This window comes from Herpetosiphon sp. NSE202 (assembly GCF_042688385.1).
GTDB lineage: Bacteria > Chloroflexota > Chloroflexia > Chloroflexales > Herpetosiphonaceae > Herpetosiphon.
The window spans coordinates 544810-568299 of record NZ_JBHUPY010000001.1; the positions used below are offsets into that span (position 1 = coordinate 544810).

Here is a 23490-nt window from a genome sequence, read left to right on the forward strand (position 1 = left end):
ATCGATAGGCCTAATATGGGTTTGTCTATTAGGTTATCGGAATACCAACTATAGCAGCCACGATCCGTTGATCTAAGGGTGCTATCAGAGGGATGTGGTTAAAACCTTCGCGAAGCTGTTTGGTAGATAAAGGTTTTGATACGAGCGTATCACGTAAATCGCGTAATAATAATGGACGCTTATTTCGACGTGTATTTTGCAGATGATCGTTCCATACAGGCCGAATAAGATCAATCCACGCGTCAGCAACACTTGTAAGATCAAATGTATAACTATCCTCTTGTGAATCGGGTGCAATTGTACTATTTGATTTCGTCAATGACCGAATTGCTTGAATAACGCTCAATCTTTCACTATCAACTAATTTTCGAGCCTCTAACTCGTATTTCCCAAGAATAATATCAAATTCTTCTAATGCACGTTGCTTTTTGCGTGGTAGTAATAGCGATTCTGTTTGACGAACATGATCAAGAAATTGTTTTAGCAATAAGACGGCAGTTTTATCCATAGCATATTGTTCAGGTTTTGTTCCAAGTTGTTGACGTAATGCTATGCTAATAATATCTAAATTTGTTTCTGGCTTAGATTCTACACTAGGCATATAAACCCAACGTGGTGCACCGAGAAGGGAACCTTTAATTGCAAAGAATGCCCAAGAAGATTTGGACTGCACAAGACTAACAGATGATATTACATTGGCAGTCTGCCCACGCATTTGGAGATATTTGGCAGGGTCGATTAATGGATCTTCACCTTGAACCAACATCCGTACTGGTTGAAATGCATCATAGATTGCCAATGTTCCTGAACTGACCTCGCCGCTCAGGATTTGTTCTACTTGATCGTTTATATCGGTCGGTTTAACAATCCGGGTAGGAACAGGATTTGCCAATAATTCAGGCGGCAAATCCATATTTGAGCCAAATATTTTTGCGTTTAGTATATGTCGCCCAAAGAAAACCTCATCATTACTAAGGGCGAATTCCTCACTATCATCGGGCCAATATATATGAATCGCTTGATGCAAGCTATCCATACGGTCAATTCTACCAATTCGTTGTTCAGCAATACTAATAACACTTGGCATATTAAGATGAACAACAACTGAAGCTTCTTGAAGACTTATGCTTTCGGAAACGGCCTTAGAGCATAAAGCAATGATGTCTTGTTTATTGGAACCTAGGGCAAATATAGTTTGAAGGGTATTCCGCTCATTTGGAGCATCACCAGTTGCAACGATTACATTCGTGTGATTATGTTTAATTAAGCGTTGTTTTAGATCGAGTAATGTAATGATATGTTCATCGAAGGCCAAGACTAGTTTATGCTCTTGAAGTAGATTCTTCAGAAATTTTGTCTTGGTCTCTTCGCGTGTATCTGACATTTGATGAATCAGATCACGGATTCGTTGATAAATGCTTATTTCTTCCCGACAAACAACTTCATAGGCAGAAGGCTCTATAAGCCATTCAGGTAATGCTATTGTTAAATTTGTGCTAGGCAAGGTACGATGATTAATGAAATCTTGGATCTTTTTAATCATATTGCCTGAAATATTTTTTTTATTGGTTGGTAAATTCCACTGAGCAAGTGATTCTGTACCCTCGATATGTTCTAGTACAGCAGCCCGTGAAGAGCGAAGTCGTGATTTAATATGATAACGAGCTATGGCTGGCGCTGCACTTAATCGTAGTTTCAATACTGATTCCTCGCTCATACCACGAATTCGATCATTATTACTAAATGTAATTGATGTTAGATTGATAAGGCCACGTAATTTTTTGGCCTCTTCATCAATCATTTGGGCTAGCCGCCGATCATCTTGGGTTTCACCACAGGCATATACATGGGAAAGATGTTCAGGATAACGACATGGCTTCCCTAGCTTATTAAGATATTGTGTAGGAGATTTATCAACGAGGTCATTAAACATCGCTTTTGTTCGGCGCACAGTAAAGCGTTGAATTGCCTGTTGGAGCGTTTGTTGAGCGGTTTCATCAAGCCAGGAGTAATCATTAGCACGAGGCTGTTTCCATGCTTGTTCTAATACCTTGAGCACATCATCATCAAAGTTATCAGCACCAAGCAATTGTATCAAGTTGATAACGTCATTGATGCCACGATTAATGGGCGTGGCCGTGAAAAGCGCTATGTAGTCGGCCATACTGGTATAGAGCGAACGAGTCCGCTGTGAGTCGCGATTGAGGAATCGGTGAGCCTCATCGATCGCTAAAACTTGAGCACACCGTAGATTTTCCAATAATCCTTCATCAGGATAGCGTTCAGTATTACTCAATTTGCCTTGTGACCGCACCATCAATGATAATCCACAGCGTAATGCTTCGCGTTCCCAAGTTGATATCACTAATGGTGGCGAAAATAAGATGGGAATATCTTGGCGTAAACGTCCTGTACGCATAATATACTGCATCAAAGCGCGGATCATATGAACACCTAGGCGAGTTTTACCTGATCCAGTCGCATCAGCAACTAGGACACTACCGACGTGTTCGAGAATCCATAATGCTTGGGCGATCCCTGCTTCTTGTGCTGGCCATAAAGGTGTTTCATTACTAAGAATATTTCGTAGCACTGATTTCTTTGCCCATTTACCCTCCAGTAGTTCACTACAAGCACGAGCCAATGCATCTTGCCATGTTACTGCTTGAAGCAATTGATTGAGAAGCGCTTTAAAGTGCGCTAAATAATCGATGGCAGTTTCCCAGATGGCTTCGGCTAGCTGGATAGCCTCATTAAATCGTGGATCGTCAGCCGTAAGCCGAATATTACCCTCGATCTGGGTTTGCATACCTGCATGGCTATAGTTGCTTGAGCCTAGAATTACCGCATTATCACCGCAATATATTTTGGCATGAATAGGCCTTTTTGCTGAAGTTCTGATTTGAATATTTGGCTGTTCCAGAAAGCTTATTGCTTGAAGCAGTTGTCGACTTTGATACAGCGAGAAGCCCTTATTCAACCAAAAATCCGCAATATCTTGTTCCCATTTATTAAAGGATTGGCGAAATACTTTTGGTTGTATAAGGAGTGGTTCATGTCCAATAACAATCCTGACTAAGGTAAAGCTTGCATAATTAGCAGCGCAGTTAGCCAAAAAACGGATAATGTAGGTTAATGAAGTAAACCCAGTAATGAGCAGTGGATTTTTGGCATAGTGTAAATCCTGTTCCACAATCTTGCCAACCTGATCTTGTTTATTATTATGAGGAAACCGTTGCGGATGAGGCCACGTAGCTGCTGGCTCTGAAGGCGCTGTTTGGTCTAAAAACAGATTGAGTTGAGGCGTGCTGCTGGGCTTTTTTCGCATTGGGATTTACTCCTATTACCACATCATTAGATTGGGCAAATCATTGTAAATGCACATGATTGACAAGCATGTCCCTGATTGGGCCTCCAATCGCCAGCTGCTATGCCACGCATATATGTAGCTACCTTTTCGCGTCGATCATCCAATGTCCGTTGTTGATGATTCACTGGAGCCATTACCCCGGTCGCAGTATAGTAGATCTGAATCCGAGGTTTTTGATGATACACGGCTTCATAGGCTAAAGCATACATCACAAGGCGTAATTTTAAATGGTCATCATCTTTTTCTTTGCCTGATAAAATACGTGTCCAGATTGGTCCATTACGATCTTGATCTACCTGATCCACTCGGACTTCAACCTCTCCAGCAACCGTATTCAAAAGAAATCGTTGATTAAAAGTGCTATTTGTGCTGGTTGGTTCCGCTTGCATTTGTTCCCAAATATGGCTTATATGACCTAAAGCCTGCGTCATATACGCATCTGCATACGGATCTTCCAATACTCCCCGCACTTTTAAGGCTTCCTGAATAAGTGTTTCCACTACATTCCAAGTAGGTATTGATGAATTTTCTTGGGCTGCTTGGAGTAACGCAACAACTGTTGTTCTAATTGCGCTATGCATTTGTTGGAAAGCAGTGGAATCATCGAACAATTGATAGCCATATTGATATAAATACTGCCTAGGACATCGTTCGTATGTTTCTAAACTGGCTGCAGGAATTGGGAATGATACAATTGGTTGATGCTTGATAGCAACTCTATCCATAGCCATTGAGCAAGGTATCACCGACTTAAACTGCCGTATGTTCCAATTGGCGATTGCTTGATCAGGCAGAAGGGAGGAGCGCATAGCAAGAGCGGCTCTACTTAATATCAATCGGTCTTTTGCACGGGTCATAGCAACATAAAGAGTATATCGATCTTCCTCGCGTTTATCCGGGGATATACTTCGAAAAACGCTAGGGGCATGAGGGATAGAAGCTATTTTACCACGGCTGGAGAAAACATTTTCTTGGATAGCAGGAACATACACGATAGGGAATTCTAAACCTTTGGCCTTGTGAATTGTCATAATATGCACGGCCTTGCTGCTATTTTGGACAAATGGAGTTGGCTCATTGACTTTTGTGAGTAGCCGCTGATGGGCAAGAAAATGGGCTATGTCCTGTTCATGGGGCGGAGCTTGGCGTACAAATTGAGCTACTATTGTCATAAGCTGCCCAATCGCGGCAAGCTCTGTTTGGGCTATATGATCATCACTTGCTGCCCGACAAATGCGATCACGCATTGATGGGCTATGATCTAGTAGATATTGTGTTAGGGTTTGCCAGGCATCACCCTTCCAACCGAGTGCTGCAACTACCACATGCAAACGAGCTATGATGGTTTGGCCAGCCTTACTAAGTTGTTGGGTATGGATAGATAACTGCTGAATGGTCTTGCGCAATGATATTTTTGCGGAATGAGCAATTTGCACCAACTTGGCGAGATCACTGCTATCTAAGGCAAAATCAGGGGTGTTGATTACCCGTAAAATCATTTGTTGACCCTTCGAACTGCCCATACTACAGATAGCAAGAATATCCTTGATCACCGTCTCCTCAAATAAGTCGCTTGTCCAATTGGTAGCAAGCCCATAAGCACGCAGGATTGAACTAACCCTTTCAGCTATGGCTCCGTTGCGGCATAAAACAGCATGATGGGTAAGTCTCCAACGCCGCCGCCGACTAAGCAATCCATAATGATATGGACTACGTTGCCAACGGCGAGCTAGTCGTCGCAATAAATGTCGATTGCAACCACCAGTAGTGTAGATGATCGCTTGAGCAATTGCATGAGCTTCTGATTCTGCATCTGGAAAAAACCATTCTTGGACAGTTTGGGCTAAAGTAGGCTTGCGCTGTGAATATAATCTTGGACGGTTATGATAATCAGGATCTTGGGCCATAACTATATGGCTAGCATCTAAGATCGGTTGGACTGAACGGTAATTAAGTGAAAGATGAGTCACTGTTGTATTAGGGTAGGTTTGCTGAAAGTTTGCTAATGTGGCAGGCGATGCACCTCGAAACCCATAGATACTTTGCCAAGGATCACCAACTGCCCATACACAGCCACGTCCTCCATCAAGGAGTTGCAATAGAACGCCGGAGGCATAGTTGATATCTTGACTTTCATCAACCAAAATATACTGATAGCATTGATGAACCTCATTCACCACATCGGCAATCCTCAATACCTCAATCGCTCTAACAATGAGATCTCCAAAGTCAAGTACTTCTTCTTCGCGCAGAATTTTTTCATAGCAGGTATAGATTTTGGCTAATTCACGCAAACGGTTAGCATTTTGCTGTGCCTTATTCCGTTTTTCCGCTGCGCCTTTCGTTGATTTTCCTAAAGTTGCCTGATCTGCTTCAGCAACAAGTTGCTTGGCATCAACTTCAACTAATTGGCTGTAGGTATGAGGATCTCGCAACTCGTCCTTTGCTCGGCTGATAGCCTTGAGAATATCGGGCAGATACTTCAATGGATTATCCAGCGATTTATATTCCTGGAGTGGAAGCTCATTGATTCGACGTTGCAGTAGCACCAAAATACCACCTGTATCGCGAAGTTGTATTTTTGAGGATAATCCAATCTTTGGGCCATATTGCTTGAGTAGATTTAGACACCAAGCATGAAACGTGTTGATTTCAATTCTTCCTACTAAATGAGGATACTTCCCGCGCATGGCTCCACTGATCCGCTCTTGCATTTCTTCGGCAGCTTTATTTGAAAACGTCAATGCTAAAATACTTGCAGGATCAACACCTTGTTCGACTAATCCACAATACTTTTCCACAATAGAGCGCGTTTTGCCGGTACCTGGTCCAGCTATTACTAAGGTTGGTAGCGGAGCACTAATGGCCGCTTGCTGGTCTTCGTTAATTTCTAGGGTTTGAGCTGAAGTTTGGTTTGCATGAGCCAAATATACTGGCTCATGACAGGTGATGTTAAGTAACTGTGTATGTAAAGCCTCAATAGTAACTCCCCAATGAGTTGCCATCGATGCAACATCCCAACCATCAATTTGGATAGCTTGCCAGAGATCTTGGGCAGGAATAAGTAATTCCAGTGCAAATAAGTTAGCTTCTAGCTCATGCCGTTCGCGTGTATTATAGGTACGAACACGTCCCGTTCCAGCGGTAATCGTGCTTGAGCGTGGATCAAGCGTATTTTTGTCTTCGTAAAAAATTTTGCCTGGGGCAGCTTCAAGGGCATAGTGGCCTATTTCGTGGGCAATCAGAAAACGAATTTGTTCATCTGGGAGGTTTGGTTGAAAGCGAATTGTTTGTTGGGTAATGTTCAGTTCACCCTGAATCTGAGCGTCGAGGTTAGGATCTGCGAACGCTGTCAATTGCCAGAGTTCATCTACCACCAACTCTAGTGGGAGCATTGCAGGGCATGGCGCACCTGTCCGCGTTGCATATGCAACGCGGACATTGTGAGCCTCTTGCCGAATAATTTGCCATCGGGCACTCATTATTGTTCCTCCCATAGGGCACTTTGCTCACTGGATACTCCGTTGAGTCGTAAGGCTTCGGCAAACGTCTGTAACGTTTCTTGTTCAACTCTAATCCCATCATTAGCACTATATTGAACAGATTGGGCTGGCGGTGTAACCTGAAGTGCTGCTTGAATGACAACAACACTCTGATTTAATGCGTTTGCTAGTGCTTCGATAAAAATATGTGGAATACTCGCTACATTGATTGCGCCACGTTCAAGTTGTGCTAGTACAGGAACCGGAATATTGAGGTGTGTCGCAAGTTTGCCAACACTTTGACCAAGGATTTTACGCAAATCGGTTAACGTCTTGGGTGTGATCACAGTTTTGGTTCGTGCTTTGGCCAATGACTGATCGATCATATGTGTTTCTTCAGCATTTAGTATCAAGCTTTCATCAGGATACCCTAGCGCCATAATTTCTTCAATATAAACAATTAGTTCTTCTCGAAGTTCGCTTGGATAAGCCTCGACAAATTCTGACAACGCTACAAAATTGGTTTGATCAATAAGGATGCGGTAGTGCATTGCGGCCTCAAGCAGTTGTTGTTCATTTTGTTTCATAGTTTATTGCTCCTGCTGGTAATTAAGCGATGTTCGGATACGCTTGAGTGCACGATGATATATTTTACTAATAGTTGTTGTTGTAAAGCCAAGTCTAATGGCAATAGCTGGATTATCGAAACCATCTAGCCGTAATTGCAGTACTTGGCGTTCTTCTGGTGATAATTGGCTCATTGCTTGTTGGAGATCTCCGTTCAGTTCAAGCATGTTGAAATCCATTGTGGCTTGGGAATCAGCTAGCCTTTCAGCTAATGTTTCACCCGTATCGTTCAATGGTGCTTCTAGGCTATCGAGCAGCTTATACTTTTTACTAACATCAATGACGGCTCGTTGCGGCGCAGTCCGCAGGTATGCTCCAAATTGGGTTTCCAAGCTGGGAAAGCTGAGGCTTAGAATGTGTGTATGTAAGCGCTCCCGCATCAACTCAACCGCTTCATCAAAAGCTTGTTGGGAAAAGCTAAGACGAGCGGCAGCCCTATACCATACGCCTTTGATCGTCTCTTCTAGCATGAGCATGGCTTCTCCAACTGTTTCGCTATTTATTTGCCCAGCCCGAACTTCATTGCGAATTTGTTGGATAAGCTTTTCACAACGCTCCACGATTTGAATGTACGTTGAGGCCTGTTGCATAGTGTATCTACTCCTTATTTAACTTCAGTACAATCATCTGCTTTTTCATTACTATCTCCTGCTGCTATTGAATAGGTTGACTGCCTATATATAAAGATACGACCTCGCGCTGTTTTTTTCCTTATAACCATCTAAAATATTCAAATTGACTATATTTCTTTATCTTGTGATGCTGTTTGCCTGTCTGATTCCCTGTGCGATTCCATTATTGTTCATACGCCGTAAGCAGCCAACCAACCAGTGTGCTTGTGGCGATCCAAATTGTGGCGGCCTAACCAGCAAATAAAAAGCAGTCGCCCTGGAACAAACCAAGGGCGACTGCTGATTACTTAGTGCTTACCAACCTAAATTAGGGATTTGTTCGGCGGCCAAGCGGCCAAGTTGCACTTGAAATTGTGCTGGATTATCGGGATGCCATTCAAAACGGGCACGCTCAAACCATTGAGTCAATACCCGATCGCCATCAGGATTGGTTTCCATGTGCGGCGCGGTGAGCGGCAAGCCAAACAAGGCTAATGATTCAGCGTAACTAACCCCAGGTTCGCCTAAATCGAGGCCATTGCTTTGCCAATAGCTCAGAAACGCGCCGCAAAGCTTGCGATCGGTGGTGGCAAAATGTTGGCATTGGCCAGGCAATTGTTCTGCGCCCGCTGAGCTATCGCCCTCGTTTTGCCAATTGCGATTGAGCGTTGCCAAGCGTTCAGCGCCTAAGCGCCCAAGCGAAACCTCATAGGGCGTGCCTGCCAACTCTGGGTGATGCTCGTAGCGCTGGCGTTCGAGAAACTGCACCGTGTAGGTTTTGCCAGTATCAGCATTAACTTGGCTAAATTCTTCGCTTTGAGGATAGCCAAACACCGCCAAGCCGCCATTTTTTTGCCAATATTGCTCAAACAAACCACCAAGCGAGTGCATGCTTTCTGGGTAATAGCTGCGATTTGCCAGCAATGGATCGTTGGCTTGGCGCGGCGCAGTTGGCACGACCTCGGCAATTGGCCGCACATGAATCACAGGTTTGGCTCCACGCCGATCGCTCCATGCTACCAGCGAATTATTGATCGTAATCGACGGACGATTACTATCGCTATAGCCAAAACGATCGATTGTAAACATGCTTTTTTGGCGAATATCAACCCCAATCAGGCTCAGATCAGCAGTTGTTTGTTCACCATAATTGAGCGCTACCAAGAAATTGCCACTGCCGGCGAAGCCATAGAGCGCATCAAAACGACAGTTATTCTCTTGGATTAATGTTTCGCTATTGGCCAATGTTCGGGCATATAAATGTTGCTTGTTGCAATAATAAAAGCTTTTATTGAGCAATAGATTTTGTTTAATCCCAATGTTACAAGCAGGTTCGGTTAATTTTTGGGGAGCTTGTGAGCCATCCAAGGCAAGATAATGAATTTCAGAGCAGACATTATATTTTACCGCAACTTGAGTCGCATACGACCAGCTAACAATTTCTCCATCGCTTTGCAACGAATCAGTGCCATAAATTGTGGCTACTTCGCTGCCAACCAACATGGGAGCCTGATTGCCAGCCAGATGCCATTTCCAGATCTGGTTAGTGATTTGCGGTGGTGCTCCTTCAAGTTCCAGCCAAATCAACCAATCGCCAGCAACCGTCCAACGCATTTGATTTTGCCCATCTGGCACTTGCAAGATGCTACTGGTTTGGGTCGTAAGATCATACTGATAGAAATGTTGATTATCGCGCCAGATGACCCGCCCATTCGCAATAAAAAAATCATAGGTTTGATTTTGCACACTACCAAGGCTAATGCTGGTTCCGGTCGTGAGATTGGTTAGCATTAATTCGCTGGTGTAATTGACGAAATCGCTGCGCCAAGTGCGCCATGCAAGCCAATTGCCATCAAGTTTAAGCTGCGTAATCGCGTGCTCGCTCACAATATCGCGGCTCTGGATCTGATTTTGCTGCGCGGAGACTGGCTTAATCACCAAGCCGAGGCTCAACATTAAAAAACCTATGCGCCATAACCACTTCATCGCAGTTCCTTTCTACATCGATACTACTGAATATGAGTGTAATCGACAGGAACCTGATTTTAGCTACTAGCTGACTGAAACGTATCTTGTGGGAATCTGATAGTGAGCTGAGAGGTTGGAGCAGGAAGAAGGGAATTTGGGGCCTAAAATAAAAAAATGGTGCCGATGACTGGAATTGAACCAGTGACCTAACGATTATGAGTCGTTCGCTCTAACCCCTGAGCTACATCGGCACAGAATGAGCGGCTTGGTATAAGCAAGCCGCTCAAATCTTTAGTTGTGGTTGCGGGGAGAGGATTCGAACCTCTGACCTTCGGGTTATGCTTACCAGCTACAGTTTTCACTGCCTAACAATTGTTAGTTTGTGGTCTGGACTTTATCTTCATCCTCAGCCGTACTGTTAGGATGCCTGCCGTCAAGTCTCTCGCCCTTCCTTAGAAACTAAGGCTTGGGTCGGGATTGCCATTTGAAAGGGTTCCCCGAGTTTGACAGGTTATCATACAAAAGTTTCCTTTTGTACAGCCCTTGCTTGGAAACTATTGAGTTTCACAGTTGAGCCCGACGAGCTACCACTGCTCCACCCCGCGTTGACCTATGTATAATAGCATACACTGAGTTACTTGTCAAATTAGTGCTTGCTCAAGCTATAAACGCTCTGTTCAAGGGCAATTTGGGGGGTTTGGGCGGTTTTGAACAACTCGCGATCAACCCCAAGATCGCCGAATTGCATGGCAATTTCTGCTGAAGCGCTGGTAACAGTAACCTCGCAGCCAAGCAGCCGAATTGCCTGAATCATCACTAAAACTTTTTCGGCTGCATCATTGGCCAGCTCGCGCACGCCAGCCATGTCTAGAATCAACAAACGAGTGCGTTGACGATGGATGGTTGCCAGCAAGCGTTTTTGAATTTGCTCAATTCGTTTGGTATCGAGTGCGCCGACGAGTGGAGCCAGCAATACATTGGCGGCAATTGTGACCGCTGGAGTTTCAAGGGTTTCGACCAAGGTAAACAAGCGTTGTTGCTCCTGATTTTGCTTGAGCAAGGCATCTGCTTGGTTGCGCATTAATGTTGATTGCGCTTTGATTCGGCGCTGCTCGCCATCGGATTTGCTGATTGTTTCGCGTAAGGCCAACAAATTTGTTTCATTGATGGTGCGAATCAGCACCATTGCGGCAACGATCAGGCCATAGGCAACCAGATTATCGACTGCTGCATAGACTCCATCGAAATTCGATCGGACTAAAATGCCACCATAGCCAACAACGGCGCTGATAATCACAGCCGTTGAAGAACCCATAATCAAGGCCATCAACGGCGGGATCAGGGTCATGAGGCTGACTGGCTGGGTTTTATCGACAAAGACTGCGCAGATAATCGTCACAAAGCCGACCATTAACCAGCGACTCCATTCAATACCGCGCCAATAGGCAACGCTAATTCCAATCAGTACCAGCAAAATGCTGCCCATCAAGAGGGGTTCTTGCCAGCCATTGCGCAGGCCAAGCACTACATCAATTGCGGCAGTTGTGATATTTAACAGCACTAAGAGGGCAAGAATTGCTTGGCGTTGAGTAATTCGGATCATGGAGTTGGCTCCGGATTGCTGGAAGCAGGATTGCATCTGTGTGCTTTATTATACGCAAAAAAAGTTAAAAGAAAATGGGCCGATTGGTATACCCAATCGGCCCATTTGGGGTGCTTTGTAGCAGGGTTTAGCTGCGTGACTTTTCGACCAATTCTTCTTGCAAGTTGCGTGGAATTGGCTCGTAGTGATGGAATTCCATCGAGTAGGTAGCGCGGCCTTGGGTTTGCGAGCGCAAATCGTTGACATAACCAAACATGTTGGCCAATGGCACGAAGCCACGCACGACTTGAGCGTTACCGCGAGCTTCCATCCCTTCGATGCGACCACGGCGGCTGTTTACGTCACCGATCACGCTACCCATGTAATCTTCGGGCACAATCACTTCGATCTTCATGATTGGTTCCAAGATTTGAGGAGCGCCACGGCGAACGCCGTCCTTCAAGGCCATTGAAGCGGCAATCTTGAAGGCCATTTCCGACGAGTCAACGTCGTGGTATGAGCCGTCGAACAAGGTTGCTTTCACGTCGACCACTGGGTAGCCAGCGATAACGCCAGTTTCCATGGCTTCGCGGATACCGGCTTCGACTGCTGGCACGTATTCGCGAGGCACAACCCCACCAACGATACCATTGACGAAGATATAGCCTTCGCCTTCGCCTGATGGCTCGAACTTGACTTTGACGTGGCCGTATTGACCTTTACCGCCCGATTGGCGCACGAACTTGCTATCGATATCGACGCTCTTGGTGATGCTTTCGCGGTAGGCCACTTGAGGCTTACCAACATTGGCTTCCACCTTGAATTCGCGCATCATACGGTCGACGATAACTTCCAAGTGCAATTCGCCCATCCCGCGGATGATCGTTTGGCCAGTTTCGACATCGGTGTTCAAGCGGAAGGTTGGATCTTCTTCGGCCAAGCGTGAGAGTGCAATCGACATCTTGTCTTGGTCGGCCTTGGTTTTTGGCTCGATCGCCACCGAGATAACTGGTTCTGGGAACTTGATGCTTTCCAAAACCACTGGATCATCTGGTGAGCAGATGGTATCGCCGGTGAAGGTATCCTTTGGACCCACCACAGCAGCAATATCGCCTGCGTACACTTCCTTGATTTCTTCGCGGTGGTTAGCGTGCATTTGCAGCAAGCGGCCAACCCGTTCGCGCTTGTTCTTGGTGGTGTTCAAAACGTATGAGCCAGTTTCGAGCTTACCTGAGTAAACGCGGAAGTAGGCCAACTTACCCACGAATGGGTCAGCCATAATTTTGAAGACCAAGCCAGTGAAAGGTGCATTTTCGTCTGCTGGGCGCTCGATGAACTCTGCGTCTTCAGCTTCTGAATCAACGCCTGGGCGCACAGCCTTGGTCACTGGAATTTCCAATGGTGAAGGCAAGAGCAACACAACAGCGTCGAGCATGCGCTGAACGCCTTTGTTCTTCAAGGCTGAACCACACAAAACTGGCACCAATTTATTGCTGATGGTGGCAGCGCGCAGGGCGCGGCGCAATTCTGGCACTTGCAATTCTTCGCCTTCGAGGTAGAGCATCATCAGCTCGTCGTCGGTTTCGGCGATTGCTTCGAGCATATAATCGCGGGCGGCTTTGGCTTTTTCAGCCAATTCAGCAGGAATTTCGCGTTCTTCTTGGACTTTACCAACATCGTCCATGTAGAAGATAGCCTTGTTTTCCATCAAGTCGATGATGCCTTGGAAGCGATCTTCGGCCCCGATTGGCAATTGGATCGGCACTGGCTTAGCGCCAAGGCGATCAACAATCATGCTGACGGTACGGTCGAAGTTTGCGCCCATGCGGTCCATTTTGTTGACAAAACAAATCCGCGGCACGCTATATTTATCAGCTTGTCGCCACACCGTTTCTGATTGTGGCTCCACACCGGCCACTGCGTCGAACACCACTACGCCACCGTCGAGCACGCGCAATGAGCGCTCTACTTCAGCGGTAAAGTCCACGTGGCCAGGCGTGTCAATAATATTGACTTGATAGCGTTGCTCAGCATATTCCCAGTGAGCGGTGGTAGCAGCAGCGGTAATCGTGATCCCACGTTCGCGTTCTTGTTCCATCCAGTCCATGGTGGCAGCGCCTTCGTGGACTTCACCGATCTTATAGTTACGACCGGTATAGAACAAAATCCGTTCGGTGGTAGTCGTTTTCCCTGCATCAATGTGGGCAATAATCCCAATATTGCGTACTCTGTCGAGTGGTGTCGAGCGAGGCATTCCTTACTCCGTTACATGGTTAGTATTAGCTGGTGACAGCCTGCACGGCGGTGACGTTGTATTGTACCATAAGTATGCAGGCAAAAAGCGGCTAAACTCGCGTCTAGCCGCTCTGGTCACCGACCCAATTGTTCACGACGCTGGTCGTGAGGGGTGGCCATAAACTTTAGAAGCGAGCGTAGTGTGAGAAGGCGCGGTTGGCTTCAGCCATACGGTGAACTTCTTCACGACGCTTGACGGTTGCACCAGTGTTGTTGAAGGCATCGACCAATTCGAGCGCCAAGCGTTCGTGCATTGGTTTGCCGCTGCGACCGCGAGCTGCGGTCAACAACCAACGGATGGCCAAGGCAATCCGGCGGTCGCTTTTAACTTCGACTGGCACTTGATAGGTTGAACCGCCGACGCGCTTTGGGCGAACTTCGATGGTAGGGCTTGAGTTGCGCAACACTTGTTCGAACAACTCAACTGCTTCGCGGTTCAAGCGCTGTGAAGCAACGTCTAAGGCGCGATACACGATGTTTTCAGCGACACTTTTTTTACCGTGCATCATGACCTTGTTGATCAACATTTGCACGTGCACGCTGTTGTGAATTGGATCACCAGGCACAATACGCTTGGCAATTTTTCGTCGTCGTGGCATTTATTTTACCCTACCTTATTTTTTCTTCTTGCCCGTTGCAACTTGGGCGTTCTTCTTGGTGCCGTACTTCGAGCGACCTTGCTTACGGTTGTTGACACCTTGTGAGTCCAAGGTACCGCGCACAATGTGGTAGCGCACGCCTGGCAAGTCTTTTACCCGACCACCGCGAATCAAGACCACTGAGTGTTCTTGCAAGTTGTGACCTTCGCCTGGGATGTAGGCGGTCACTTCCATTTGATTCGACAAGCGAACCCGTGCCACTTTGCGCAACGCCGAGTTTGGCTTCTTAGGGGTCATGGTCTTAACTTGCGTACAAACACCACGCTTTTGGGGTGCACCGCTGCCGCGGGTAAGCTTGCCCTTCAGCGAGTTGTAGATGAAACGCAGCGCAGGTGCCTTGGTCTTTTTGACCACAGGTTTACGGGGCTTGCGGATCAACTGGTTGATCGTTGGCATTCAATTCCTCCAAAAATCTTGGAAATACCGAGTTCGGACGGTTCTCACGTCTACTATACCGTGAGCGTGTTCTAGCCTAACCAGCTATGGCATTGCCGCCCCAATGCCGCGAACAGTCAGAATCAATTGGTGTTCAATCAGCCAGTTGGTTGATTGACACCAGCGAAAAATTGCAGCAAAAAAAGCATGCCCACCACGGGGCATCGACCGCCCAGTATAGCACCTGCCTTTGCCTATGTCAAACTGCTATTGACCTGTGGCCGAATATCCAACCAAAGTACTGCTATTCGATTCAACTCTATGCTTATAGACTGAGACTGTGAAAGATTATGGTATACGGTTTTATTGAGAGGGGAATGCTATGCGTCGTAGTTGGATGAGATTTGTGGCCCTTTGCGCTATCGTCTTTGTTGGTAGCAATTGGCTCGTAAGCGTTTCGGCGGAAACCTCGATTGAACTCCTCAAAGATATTGCCCCAGGTAGTAATAGTTCGGTCAGTATAATCAGTACAATAGGTTCTAATCGACATACTATGCTCAATGGGATAAGTTATTTTATTGCAAATGATGGAGGACCTAAAGACGGTTTATGGCGCAGTGATGGAACTGAAGCAGGAACTTTTAAATTAACGACTGATGGACAACAATCATTTTTACCCACTCGCATGGTTGCTTTTGGAGATAATGTTTATTTCGCCACTTCAACACCTAAACATGGGTTTTCGATTTGGCGCAGCGATGGTTCTGCTAATCCGCTGGTAAAAGTAGTGAGCTTTAATCAAGGCATTCTTGAAAAAGCCTCACACATAAGTTTGCTTCCAGTTATTAACAACACTCTTTATTTCTTTTTTTCTAACGAAGGTAAGTTAGAAATTTGGAAACTTGATCAAGCATTGCAGCCAATTCTGATCACATCTTTGGAAATTTATCCATCAACACTCGTTAAAGTGCAAGTTCAACCACTCGTCGATTTTCAAGGGAGCCTCTATTTTGTCGCTACTTCAATTGATGATTCGAATATAACCTATCAAATTGATTTATGGAAAACTGATGGCACTGCTATGGGAACCTCCCTCGTTAATGTGATGGATAACCGTCGATTTTCCGAGATTAAAGGCCCAATTGTAGTTAATGGAAAACTGCTGTTAATTTCATCACCTGATGGCCTTTTGGTTAGCGATGGTACTCCAAATGGTTTACAACCTTTAATCGATCCTAATGAGGGTGGTGGAGTAAAACCCCAGATTGTGAGCCTTAACGGTCAAGGATTTATAGCATTCAGTGATCGTATATGGCGAACTGATGGAACACTTGAAGGAACCTATCCACTTGATGTTAATCCCAGTGGCCCTGATCAGGCTGTTATCTTGAATACGCTTGATGATTATATTTATTTTATAGCTGATCATAGTAGTTATGGGAGTGAGCTTTGGCGGAGTGATGGCACAAGTGCTGGAACTACCTTAGTCCAAGATATTAATCCTGGTGTACAAAGTAGTTTCCCCCAAGAACTAACCAAAGTGGGCGAACGTCTCTATTTCTCCGCTTATACGCCTTATACTACAAGTAGCGATCGTCAATTGCATCCTTGGAAACTTGATTGCACAGGGACTCAGGCTAGTCTGATTGGACCACCTGATTGGAATACTTTAGTGCATCCTTATATCTATCTGGCAAATCCTCGCGGTGTAATCTTTGCTGCCTATACCCCTGATGTAGGTATAGAACCTAGATTATATCGTGAAAGTGGTAATACATGGGTTCATAGTAATCCGGTTGTTGCCACGGCCAGCGATCAAGTTGCAGCAATTCCCGTGACCCTTGGCAATGATGGCACAATTATGCATCAAAATATTGATGTGACACTTACTTTGACCAATGGTATTGAGTATCTCAGCGATACCAGCGGCATTACGCCAACAATCCAAGCTAATACCGTGACTTGGCAATTTAACGAGATTCCGACCAACTGTAGTGAGCAAACCTTTATCGTGTATGTGGGTTTACCAAATACTCCAATTGGCGATCAAAAGGCATTTACGGTTGGCATAAACGGCATGGACTCAACTGATACAGCGAGCGATAATCAAGTAGATGGTCAAATCTTTGTTGGGCATCCCATCTTTTTACCAGCAATTCAGTAAGTTAATGCGTTTTTGGGCAAAAGGGTCGTCATTATGACGACTCTTTTTGGTTTATCTGAGCCTGTGCCAACAAATCCCAGCCCACTGCTGTTTCCAAGCGGGTGCAGCCAGCGCTCAACAGTTCGCGGGCTTGGCCAAGCTCAGTAACATCATTAACTTTAATCCCCATCGCTGCGTTGATTGTGCGCCGTACATCGGCAACCAGCGCTTCTGGAACCGTCACTAGATCAAGGTCATGGCTAGCTGCTTGGGCACAGGCCCGTAGCCCAATTTGGGCCTGATCGCAGCTCGTTAAATTGAGTTTGATCAACGGCTTAGGATCATAGGAAGATGGTATATTGGCCGTTAGCCAAGCCTCAAATTCTTCAGCTTCGCTGATAATCGCTTGCGGTACAAGCAATTCAATTTCGCTAACGCCAAGTCGCAAGGCATGCTCGGTTTGTTCGCGGCTTGCTGTTGTAATGCCGATGCGCAGCCCACTGCCAGCAGTTGCATCAACCCAAGCTTCTGCTTGCTCAAGCGGCACAACCAAGCAGCCAATTCCGGCAGCAATCGCTGCTTGGGCTTGGCGTTGAATTTCATCTGCTGGTAGTTCTTCGCTGATTAATTGATCAAGCAAGGCCGCCAAGGCGCGAGGTGCATCGCTGCGTGCGTGCGGCAAACCAGCAATTTGGGCACGTTCGCGTAGCGTCCGTAGCACCATGCGGCTCACTGTGGCTTCGACCGAATGGCGAATTGTAGTCATCTGAATGAACTCCTTGCTTGCACTAAGCACAAGCGCTTGTGGTATTATCAGCGCAACAATCCGCATTGTGGATACCGAATTCTGATACTACCAATATGGGTTGGGCGGTTGTGGCTCGACCCCAAGGATGAACTATGCAAACCGAAGTGGAGCGTGTCACGGCAATGACGCACGAACAACGTAACCCCATCAGCCCGCTCGACCTTGGCTGGGTAAATAGCCTGCGCGTCAATCGCTCGGCAGTCGAGCGCCGCGTGAGCAGCTTGCCAAATCGGCGCACGGTTAAAAAGGATTGGCAGGCAGCTTGGCTCTTAAAAGCAATTAGCTGCATGGATTTAACCACCCTCTCTGGTGATGATACCGTTGGCACTGTCCAGCGTTTATGTTTAAAAGCTCGCCAACCAATTCGTGGCGATTTGGTCGATGCACTTGGGATTCGCAGCCTTAACCTGACGGTTGGCGCGGTCTGTGTTTACCATACCTTTGTTGAAACCGCAGTGCAAGCGCTTAACGGTACGGCGATTCCGGTTGCTGCGGTTTCGACCGCCTTTCCCGCTGGCTTGGCCCCGCTGGAGCTACGCTTGCGCGAAATCGAAGCTTCGGTAGCTGCTGGCGCACGCGAAATCGATATTGTAATTTCGCGCCATCTGGTGCTCAACGGCGATTGGGAAGCCTTATACGATGAAGTGCGGCTCTTTCGCGAAGCTTGTGGCGAAGCTCATATGAAAACAATTTTGGCAACTGGCGAGCTAGGGACCTTGCGCAATATTGCCCAAGCCAGCCTTGTTTGTATGTTAGCTGGCGCTGATTTTATCAAAACTTCGACTGGTAAAGAGCCAGTTAATGCGACTCTGCCCGTTTCGTTGGTGATGGTGCGCGCCATCCGCGATTACTATGAGCAAACTGGTTATAAAGTTGGCTTCAAGCCCGCTGGTGGCATCCGAACTGCTAAGCAATCATTGGATTGGCTGGCCTTGATCAAGGAAGAACTTGGCGATGCTTGGCTGCATCCACATCTGTTTCGCTATGGTGCGAGCGCCTTGCTGGGCGATATTGAACGCCAATTAGAGCATTATGTAACTGGCCAATATTCGTCAGCAATTCGCCATCCAATGGGGTAGTGCAATGAAACGTCTCGTTCGTGGGTTGCTTGCAAGTTTTATGCTGGGCGTTGGAGTGCTACACTTCACCAACCCCAAGCCATTCGTCAAGATTGTACCACCTTCGTTGCCCCGACCACGGAGCTTGGTCTATCTGAGCGGTCTGTTTGAGATTTTGGGTGGCCTCGGCTTATTGTTGCCCGGCGTGCGCCGCAAAGCTGGCTTAGGCTTGATGGCCTTGTATCTGGCGGTTTTTCCTGCCAATATTCAGATGCTCAAGCAAAACGCACCGCTGTTTGGCAAACAACGCCCATTCTTGTTGTGGCTGCGCTTGCCATTTCAACCATTGCTGATTTGGTTGGCATGGTGGGTTTCCCGCGACGATAGCTAGTTGCTGAGCCAACGATTTAAAAACGAATCCCTGCCCTAAGCCTGTGCAGGGATTCATGCTTTTTAGCCGAGAGTTGCCCATTCCTGCCTGGTTTGGCGAAACAGCACATGCGGCAGGTTGGCACGCTCAAAATTACGTTCATAGACCATACCTAATTTTTCGGCTACTCGTTGCGAGGCAAAATTGGTTGTCATGGTGAACAACACCAGCGAATCAAGCTGCAATTGCTCAAAGGCCACCGCCCGCGCTTGGCGCGCAATCTCGGTTGCTAGGCCTTGGCCCCACCATTCTGGCAGCAAGGCATAGGCAATTTCGGTCTCTGGCTGATTATCGAGCTGCACCAAGCGCAAACCGCCACGCCCCACAAACGCCCCGCTAGCCCGATCGTGAAACACACATAAGCCATAGCCTGCTTGCTGCCAATCTTGCATTTGGGTTTCCAAGCCTTGCTGGGTGCGTTGGCGATCTTGCAAGCCACCAAGGGTTGCCATCATGGTTGGATTCTGGTGCATCGCGGTGATTAAATCGATGTGTTCAAGGCTAATTGTGCTGGCAACCAAACGTTGCGTCGAGAAAACTTTGGGATCGAGCATAAAACCTCATATGCAATTTCAAATCAGCGATTGTGACCAAAATTAATTATCAATTAAGCATGGTAGGCACTGATCTTGCCTATCGCAAGGGACATAAGTATGATACTATCAGCATGGCATCGTGGCCCTACATCGTCCCCATTCGCTGATAGATTGGAGGTACGCTATGAAGATCAAGCATGTGCTCGCAACCAAAAGTCCAATCATTCATACGATTAATCCCCATACACCGCTGAGCCAAGCAGTTGCGCTCTTATCCGAACACAACATTGGCGCGTTGGTGGTGATTGAAGATGATCGGATTGCGGGAATTATCTCCGAGCGGGATATTATTCGGGCAGTGGCGCAAGATCCAGCAATTGTTGAGCGCCAAGTGCAGCATGTAATGACGGCCAATGTAGTAACCGGTCGCCCCAGTGATGATCTTAAAGCGGTGCTCCAAACCATGACCAATCGCCGTTTCCGCCATTTGCCAATTCTCGATGGCGACATTTTGCTTGGCATTGTTTCGATTGGCGATGTTGTCAAGGCCCAACTTGGGGAATATGAAGGCAAGCTCGATACCCTCGAAACTCAAATTATCGAAGAGGGCTAGACGCTCAAAGGATTGTGATCATGACAACTGTGGGAACTGAAGCGCAGCCATTACGGGTTGCGATCATTGGTTCTGGGCCATCGGCGTTTTATGCAGCCGATCATTTGCTCAAACAAAGCGATTTGGTAATTGAAGTTGATATGTTTGATCGCTTGCCAACGCCGTTTGGCTTGGTGCGCGGCGGGGTTGCCCCCGATCACCAAAAGATCAAAACCGTTACCAAGGCCTTTAATCTCGTGGCCAAAAATCCGCGTTTCCGCTTTTTTGGCTATGTTGAATATGGCAAGGATCTGAGCCACGCCGATTTGGTCGAGCATTATCATCAAATTTTATATGCTACTGGCGCTCAAAGCGATCGCCATATGGGCATTCCTGGCGAAGATTTGACCAACAGTTTTCCGGCGACAGCCTTTGTGGCCTGGTATAACGGCCATCCCGATTATCGCCATTTGCAATTCGATCTTTCGCAAGAGCGGGTGGCAGTGGTTGGGGTTGGCAACGTGGCAATTGATGTAGCGCGGATTTTATGTCTTTCGCACGAAGAATTGGCCCGTACCGATATTGCCGACCACGCGCTCGAAGCGTTGAGCAAAAGCAATATCAAAGAAGTCTATTTGCTTGGCCGGCGTGGCCCTGCCCAAGCAGCCTTTACCACGCCCGAAGTTAAAGAATTGGGCGAGCTTGAAGAAGCCGATGTCGTGGCAATTCCCAGCGAAGTTGCGCTCGACGATGTGAGCCGCGCCGCTTTGGAAGCTGGCGGCGATAAAGCAGCCCAAAAGAAAGTTGAATTGCTGCAAGGTTATGCCGAACGCCAGCCAGAAGGCAAAAAACGCCGCTTGATCTTCCGCTTCTTGGTTAGCCCAACCGAAGTGCTGGGCGATAGCGATGGGCGGGTGGCTGGTTTGCGCTTGGCCAAAAACGAGCTTTACGCGAGCGATGCAGGCAGCATTGCTTCGCGCCCAACTGGCGAAAGCGAAGATTTGCCAGTCGGCTTGGTGTTTCGTTCGGTCGGCTATCGCGGCGCACCGTTGGTCGATGTGCCATTTAACGAGCGCTGGGGAACCTTCCTCAATCAAAAAGGCCGCATTCTCGACCCAACCAGCCAACAGCCAAAAGCTGGCGAATATACCGCTGGCTGGATCAAGCGTGGGCCAAGCGGCGTGATTGGCACCAATAAACCAGATGCGGTTGAAACCGTGCAATGTATGCTCGAAGATGTAGCCGCTGGCCAATTGCTCAGCCCAAGCCACGCCGATCGCGAGAGCATTGAAAAATTGGTGCAAGTACGCCAGCCCAACTATGTGACCTTTGCCGATTGGCAACGTCTCGACGAGATTGAGGTTGCCAATGGCGTGGCTACTGGTCGGCCACGAGTCAAATTTACCAGCATCGAAGATATGCTGGCGGCAATTGGCAAAAATGTAACTGCCTAAGTGCTTTCGCTTCGAATAGGTAGCCCACATCTGAGGCAACTTGGGTGTGGGCTTTTTTGATCCACGAAGAGCGCGAAGCTGAGAAACCGCGAAGAACGCGAAGAGCGCGAAGGTTAAGTTTTGATCCAGGAAGGGAAATAGGCTATAGGCTCTAGGCTATTGGCTTTTGGAACTTGGTTCATACCATCAAACGCTCCGCTCGCTCATAGCCATAATCCCTCTGCGCCTCTGCGTTAAATTGATCCACGAAGCGCACGAAGCTGAGAAACCGCGAAGAACGCGAAGAGCACTAAGGTTAAGGTCTTATGTTCTATGTTCTATGTTCTATGCTCTTTGTTCTTATTTTGACTTCTGACTTTTGACTTCTGATTTGCTTTCTGACTTGTGCTTTTCATCCCTCATCCCTCATCCTTCATATTTTATGTTTCTGCCTTTTGACGGATTTGGCTTGGGCTTGAACGCGCTACAATGCATGCTGCACTACTCACTATCGCACAACAAAGGAGCTGGTTATGGCATTTGGGCGTTCATTCTGGCGTGAAACTCGTGCGTCGTATGCATTCGTTGAGCGCAACATTAATTTGATTAAACGCTATTGGGGCTGGGAAGTTGTTTGGTTGATCTATTCAATTGTCAACGCTTTATCGATTACCTTTATTGGCAAGGCAGTTGGCGCGATTACTGGCCAAGAATTCGACCAAGCAACGATTGATGCTACGATTTTGTATTTGATTGTTGGCACCTTGGTTTGGCACTATTTGGCGGTAGTATTCGATTGTATTGCTGAATCGGTGCAATGGGAGCGCTGGGAAGGCACGATTGAATATACCTTTATGGCACCGATCTCACGACTAACCCATATGCTAGGCACGACGATTTTTGCGATCTTTTGGGGCTTGTTTCACACCGGAATTATCTTGGCCTTTGTGGCGATATTCTTTCAAATTAGCCTTGATAATGCCAATTTCCTTGGGGCGACGGTGATTTTGCTGACGGGCAGCATTAGCTTTATTGGCTTAGGAATTGTGGCTGCGGTGTTGCCATTGCTTTTTCCCGAGCGTGGGGCGCAGATGACCAACATTGTGAAAGCTACGATTTTGTTGGTTTCAGGCGTTTACTATCCAATTAGCGTGCTGCCAACTTGGATGCAACCGCTGGCTTCGATTTCGCCAGCGACCTATGTGTTGGAAGGCATGCGCCGCGCGTTGCAACATAATGCAGGGCCAATTGCGCTATGGGGGAACTATTTGTTGCCATTGCTTGGTAGCGGGCTATTGCTCGTACCCTTGGGCTTATGGATCTTCTTGCGTGGTGAGAACTATGCCAAACGGACTGGGCGCTTAAAACGCAACGGCTAGGATAGCGTTGACAGGTTTTTACAGCAGCTTGCTTGGAATAAGCAACTTTTGACTATAGAGTGTCAACAATTTGGCTAGTGTCGCTAAAAATTAATGGTATAGATTAAAGGTGCATTTGCTGAATATATTTTTGCTACTGTAG

The 23490-nt window shown here is 47.0% G+C and carries 17 protein-coding genes and 1 tRNA gene; 6 read left to right on the plus strand and 12 right to left on the minus strand.

Annotated elements, in window-relative coordinates; all coding sequences use genetic code 11:
* Positions 1-28: 28 nt before the first annotated feature.
* The 10 genes from ACFMKP_RS02315 to rpsL form a co-directional block, all read right to left on the minus strand.
* Positions 29-3328: an SNF2-related protein gene (locus ACFMKP_RS02315; protein ID WP_382288702.1), complete on the minus strand. Its 3300-nt coding sequence runs from the start codon at positions 3326-3328 to the stop codon at positions 29-31.
* A 26-nt stretch (positions 3329-3354) separates the two neighbouring features.
* Positions 3355-6852: a UvrD-helicase domain-containing protein gene (locus ACFMKP_RS02320; RefSeq protein WP_382288704.1), complete on the minus strand. Its 3498-nt coding sequence runs from the start codon at positions 6850-6852 to the stop codon at positions 3355-3357.
* The gene (locus ACFMKP_RS02325; protein ID WP_382288706.1) at positions 6852-7439 is read right to left on the minus strand and encodes a hypothetical protein; all 588 of its coding nucleotides are present in this window, start codon (positions 7437-7439) and stop codon (positions 6852-6854) included. Before ACFMKP_RS02325 ends, ACFMKP_RS02320 begins: the two co-directional genes overlap by 1 nt.
* Before the next feature lie 3 nt (positions 7440-7442).
* Complete coding sequence (locus ACFMKP_RS02330) at positions 7443-8069, minus strand: RNA polymerase sigma factor (RefSeq protein WP_382288708.1); 627 nt, start codon at positions 8067-8069, stop codon at positions 7443-7445.
* 336 nt (positions 8070-8405) lie between these two features.
* Complete coding sequence (locus tag ACFMKP_RS02335) at positions 8406-10076, minus strand: hypothetical protein (RefSeq protein WP_382288710.1); 1671 nt, start codon at positions 10074-10076, stop codon at positions 8406-8408.
* A gap of 157 nt (positions 10077-10233) precedes the next feature.
* Positions 10234-10309 (minus strand) — tRNA-Met (locus ACFMKP_RS02340).
* 395 nt (positions 10310-10704) lie between these two features.
* Positions 10705-11661, minus strand: a complete 957-nt coding sequence (locus ACFMKP_RS02345; protein WP_382288712.1) for an STAS domain-containing protein — start codon at positions 11659-11661, stop codon at positions 10705-10707.
* Positions 11662-11788: 127 nt separating this feature from the next.
* The gene (fusA, locus tag ACFMKP_RS02350; RefSeq protein ID WP_382288714.1) at positions 11789-13894 is read right to left on the minus strand and encodes an elongation factor G; all 2106 of its coding nucleotides are present in this window, start codon (positions 13892-13894) and stop codon (positions 11789-11791) included.
* Positions 13895-14060: 166 nt separating this feature from the next.
* Complete coding sequence (rpsG, locus tag ACFMKP_RS02355; protein ID WP_382288716.1) at positions 14061-14534, minus strand: 30S ribosomal protein S7; 474 nt, start codon at positions 14532-14534, stop codon at positions 14061-14063.
* 15 nt (positions 14535-14549) lie between these two features.
* The gene (rpsL, locus tag ACFMKP_RS02360; protein ID WP_054535174.1) at positions 14550-14990 is read right to left on the minus strand and encodes a 30S ribosomal protein S12; all 441 of its coding nucleotides are present in this window, start codon (positions 14988-14990) and stop codon (positions 14550-14552) included.
* Positions 14991-15351: 361 nt separating this feature from the next.
* On the opposite strand from rpsL, the gene ACFMKP_RS02365 reads away from it, so the two are divergent.
* The gene (locus tag ACFMKP_RS02365) at positions 15352-17133 is read left to right on the plus strand and encodes an ELWxxDGT repeat protein (protein ID WP_382288717.1); all 1782 of its coding nucleotides are present in this window, start codon (positions 15352-15354) and stop codon (positions 17131-17133) included.
* Between the two features lie 31 nt (positions 17134-17164).
* Here ACFMKP_RS02365 and ACFMKP_RS02370 read toward each other — a convergent pair whose 3' ends face one another.
* Positions 17165-17878, minus strand: coding sequence for a hypothetical protein (locus ACFMKP_RS02370; protein ID WP_382288719.1), 714 nt, complete (start codon positions 17876-17878; stop codon positions 17165-17167).
* A gap of 134 nt (positions 17879-18012) precedes the next feature.
* On the opposite strand from ACFMKP_RS02370, the gene deoC reads away from it, so the two are divergent.
* Positions 18013-18999, plus strand: a complete 987-nt coding sequence (gene deoC, locus ACFMKP_RS02375) for a deoxyribose-phosphate aldolase (RefSeq protein ID WP_382288721.1) — start codon at positions 18013-18015, stop codon at positions 18997-18999.
* Positions 19000-19003: 4 nt separating this feature from the next.
* On the plus strand, positions 19004-19369 hold the full coding sequence (locus tag ACFMKP_RS02380; RefSeq protein WP_204755518.1) for a DoxX family protein: 366 nt from the start codon (positions 19004-19006) through the stop codon (positions 19367-19369).
* A gap of 62 nt (positions 19370-19431) precedes the next feature.
* Here ACFMKP_RS02380 and ACFMKP_RS02385 read toward each other — a convergent pair whose 3' ends face one another.
* Positions 19432-19962, minus strand: coding sequence for a GNAT family N-acetyltransferase (locus ACFMKP_RS02385; protein WP_382288723.1), 531 nt, complete (start codon positions 19960-19962; stop codon positions 19432-19434).
* A gap of 166 nt (positions 19963-20128) precedes the next feature.
* On the opposite strand from ACFMKP_RS02385, the gene ACFMKP_RS02390 reads away from it, so the two are divergent.
* The 3 genes from ACFMKP_RS02390 (at position 20129) to ACFMKP_RS02400 (ending at position 23348) form a co-directional block, all read left to right on the plus strand.
* Positions 20129-20557, plus strand: coding sequence for a CBS domain-containing protein (locus ACFMKP_RS02390; protein WP_204755516.1), 429 nt, complete (start codon positions 20129-20131; stop codon positions 20555-20557).
* Between the two features lie 20 nt (positions 20558-20577).
* Positions 20578-21990 (plus strand): FAD-dependent oxidoreductase, encoded by a 1413-nt coding sequence (locus ACFMKP_RS02395; protein WP_382288725.1) that lies wholly within the window; start codon positions 20578-20580, stop codon positions 21988-21990.
* Positions 21991-22502: 512 nt separating this feature from the next.
* On the plus strand, positions 22503-23348 hold the full coding sequence (locus tag ACFMKP_RS02400) for an ABC transporter permease (RefSeq protein ID WP_382288727.1): 846 nt from the start codon (positions 22503-22505) through the stop codon (positions 23346-23348).
* The last annotated feature ends 142 nt before the right edge of the window (positions 23349-23490 follow it).

What these genes read in the sequence shown, in the direction of transcription:
- ACFMKP_RS02315 (WP_382288702.1), bottom strand. Translation starts at nt 3,328, where the DNA reads ATGCGAAAAAAGCCCAGCAGCACGCCTCAACTCAATCTGTTTTTAGAC.
- ACFMKP_RS02320 (WP_382288704.1), bottom strand. Translation starts at nt 6,852, where the DNA reads ATGAGTGCCCGATGGCAAATTATTCGGCAAGAGGCTCACAATGTCCGC.
- ACFMKP_RS02325 (WP_382288706.1), bottom strand. Translation starts at nt 7,439, where the DNA reads ATGAAACAAAATGAACAACAACTGCTTGAGGCCGCAATGCACTACCGC.
- ACFMKP_RS02330 (WP_382288708.1), bottom strand. Translation starts at nt 8,069, where the DNA reads ATGCAACAGGCCTCAACGTACATTCAAATCGTGGAGCGTTGTGAAAAG.
- ACFMKP_RS02335 (WP_382288710.1), bottom strand. Translation starts at nt 10,076, where the DNA reads ATGAAGTGGTTATGGCGCATAGGTTTTTTAATGTTGAGCCTCGGCTTG.
- ACFMKP_RS02345 (WP_382288712.1), bottom strand. Translation starts at nt 11,661, where the DNA reads ATGATCCGAATTACTCAACGCCAAGCAATTCTTGCCCTCTTAGTGCTG.
- fusA (WP_382288714.1), bottom strand. Translation starts at nt 13,894, where the DNA reads ATGCCTCGCTCGACACCACTCGACAGAGTACGCAATATTGGGATTATT.
- rpsG (WP_382288716.1), bottom strand. Translation starts at nt 14,534, where the DNA reads ATGCCACGACGACGAAAAATTGCCAAGCGTATTGTGCCTGGTGATCCA.
- rpsL (WP_054535174.1), bottom strand. Translation starts at nt 14,990, where the DNA reads ATGCCAACGATCAACCAGTTGATCCGCAAGCCCCGTAAACCTGTGGTC.
- ACFMKP_RS02365 (WP_382288717.1), top strand. Translation starts at nt 15,352, where the DNA reads ATGCGTCGTAGTTGGATGAGATTTGTGGCCCTTTGCGCTATCGTCTTT.
- ACFMKP_RS02370 (WP_382288719.1), bottom strand. Translation starts at nt 17,878, where the DNA reads ATGACTACAATTCGCCATTCGGTCGAAGCCACAGTGAGCCGCATGGTG.
- deoC (WP_382288721.1), top strand. Translation starts at nt 18,013, where the DNA reads ATGCAAACCGAAGTGGAGCGTGTCACGGCAATGACGCACGAACAACGT.
- ACFMKP_RS02380 (WP_204755518.1), top strand. Translation starts at nt 19,004, where the DNA reads ATGAAACGTCTCGTTCGTGGGTTGCTTGCAAGTTTTATGCTGGGCGTT.
- ACFMKP_RS02385 (WP_382288723.1), bottom strand. Translation starts at nt 19,962, where the DNA reads ATGCTCGATCCCAAAGTTTTCTCGACGCAACGTTTGGTTGCCAGCACA.
- ACFMKP_RS02390 (WP_204755516.1), top strand. Translation starts at nt 20,129, where the DNA reads ATGAAGATCAAGCATGTGCTCGCAACCAAAAGTCCAATCATTCATACG.
- ACFMKP_RS02395 (WP_382288725.1), top strand. Translation starts at nt 20,578, where the DNA reads ATGACAACTGTGGGAACTGAAGCGCAGCCATTACGGGTTGCGATCATT.
- ACFMKP_RS02400 (WP_382288727.1), top strand. Translation starts at nt 22,503, where the DNA reads ATGGCATTTGGGCGTTCATTCTGGCGTGAAACTCGTGCGTCGTATGCA.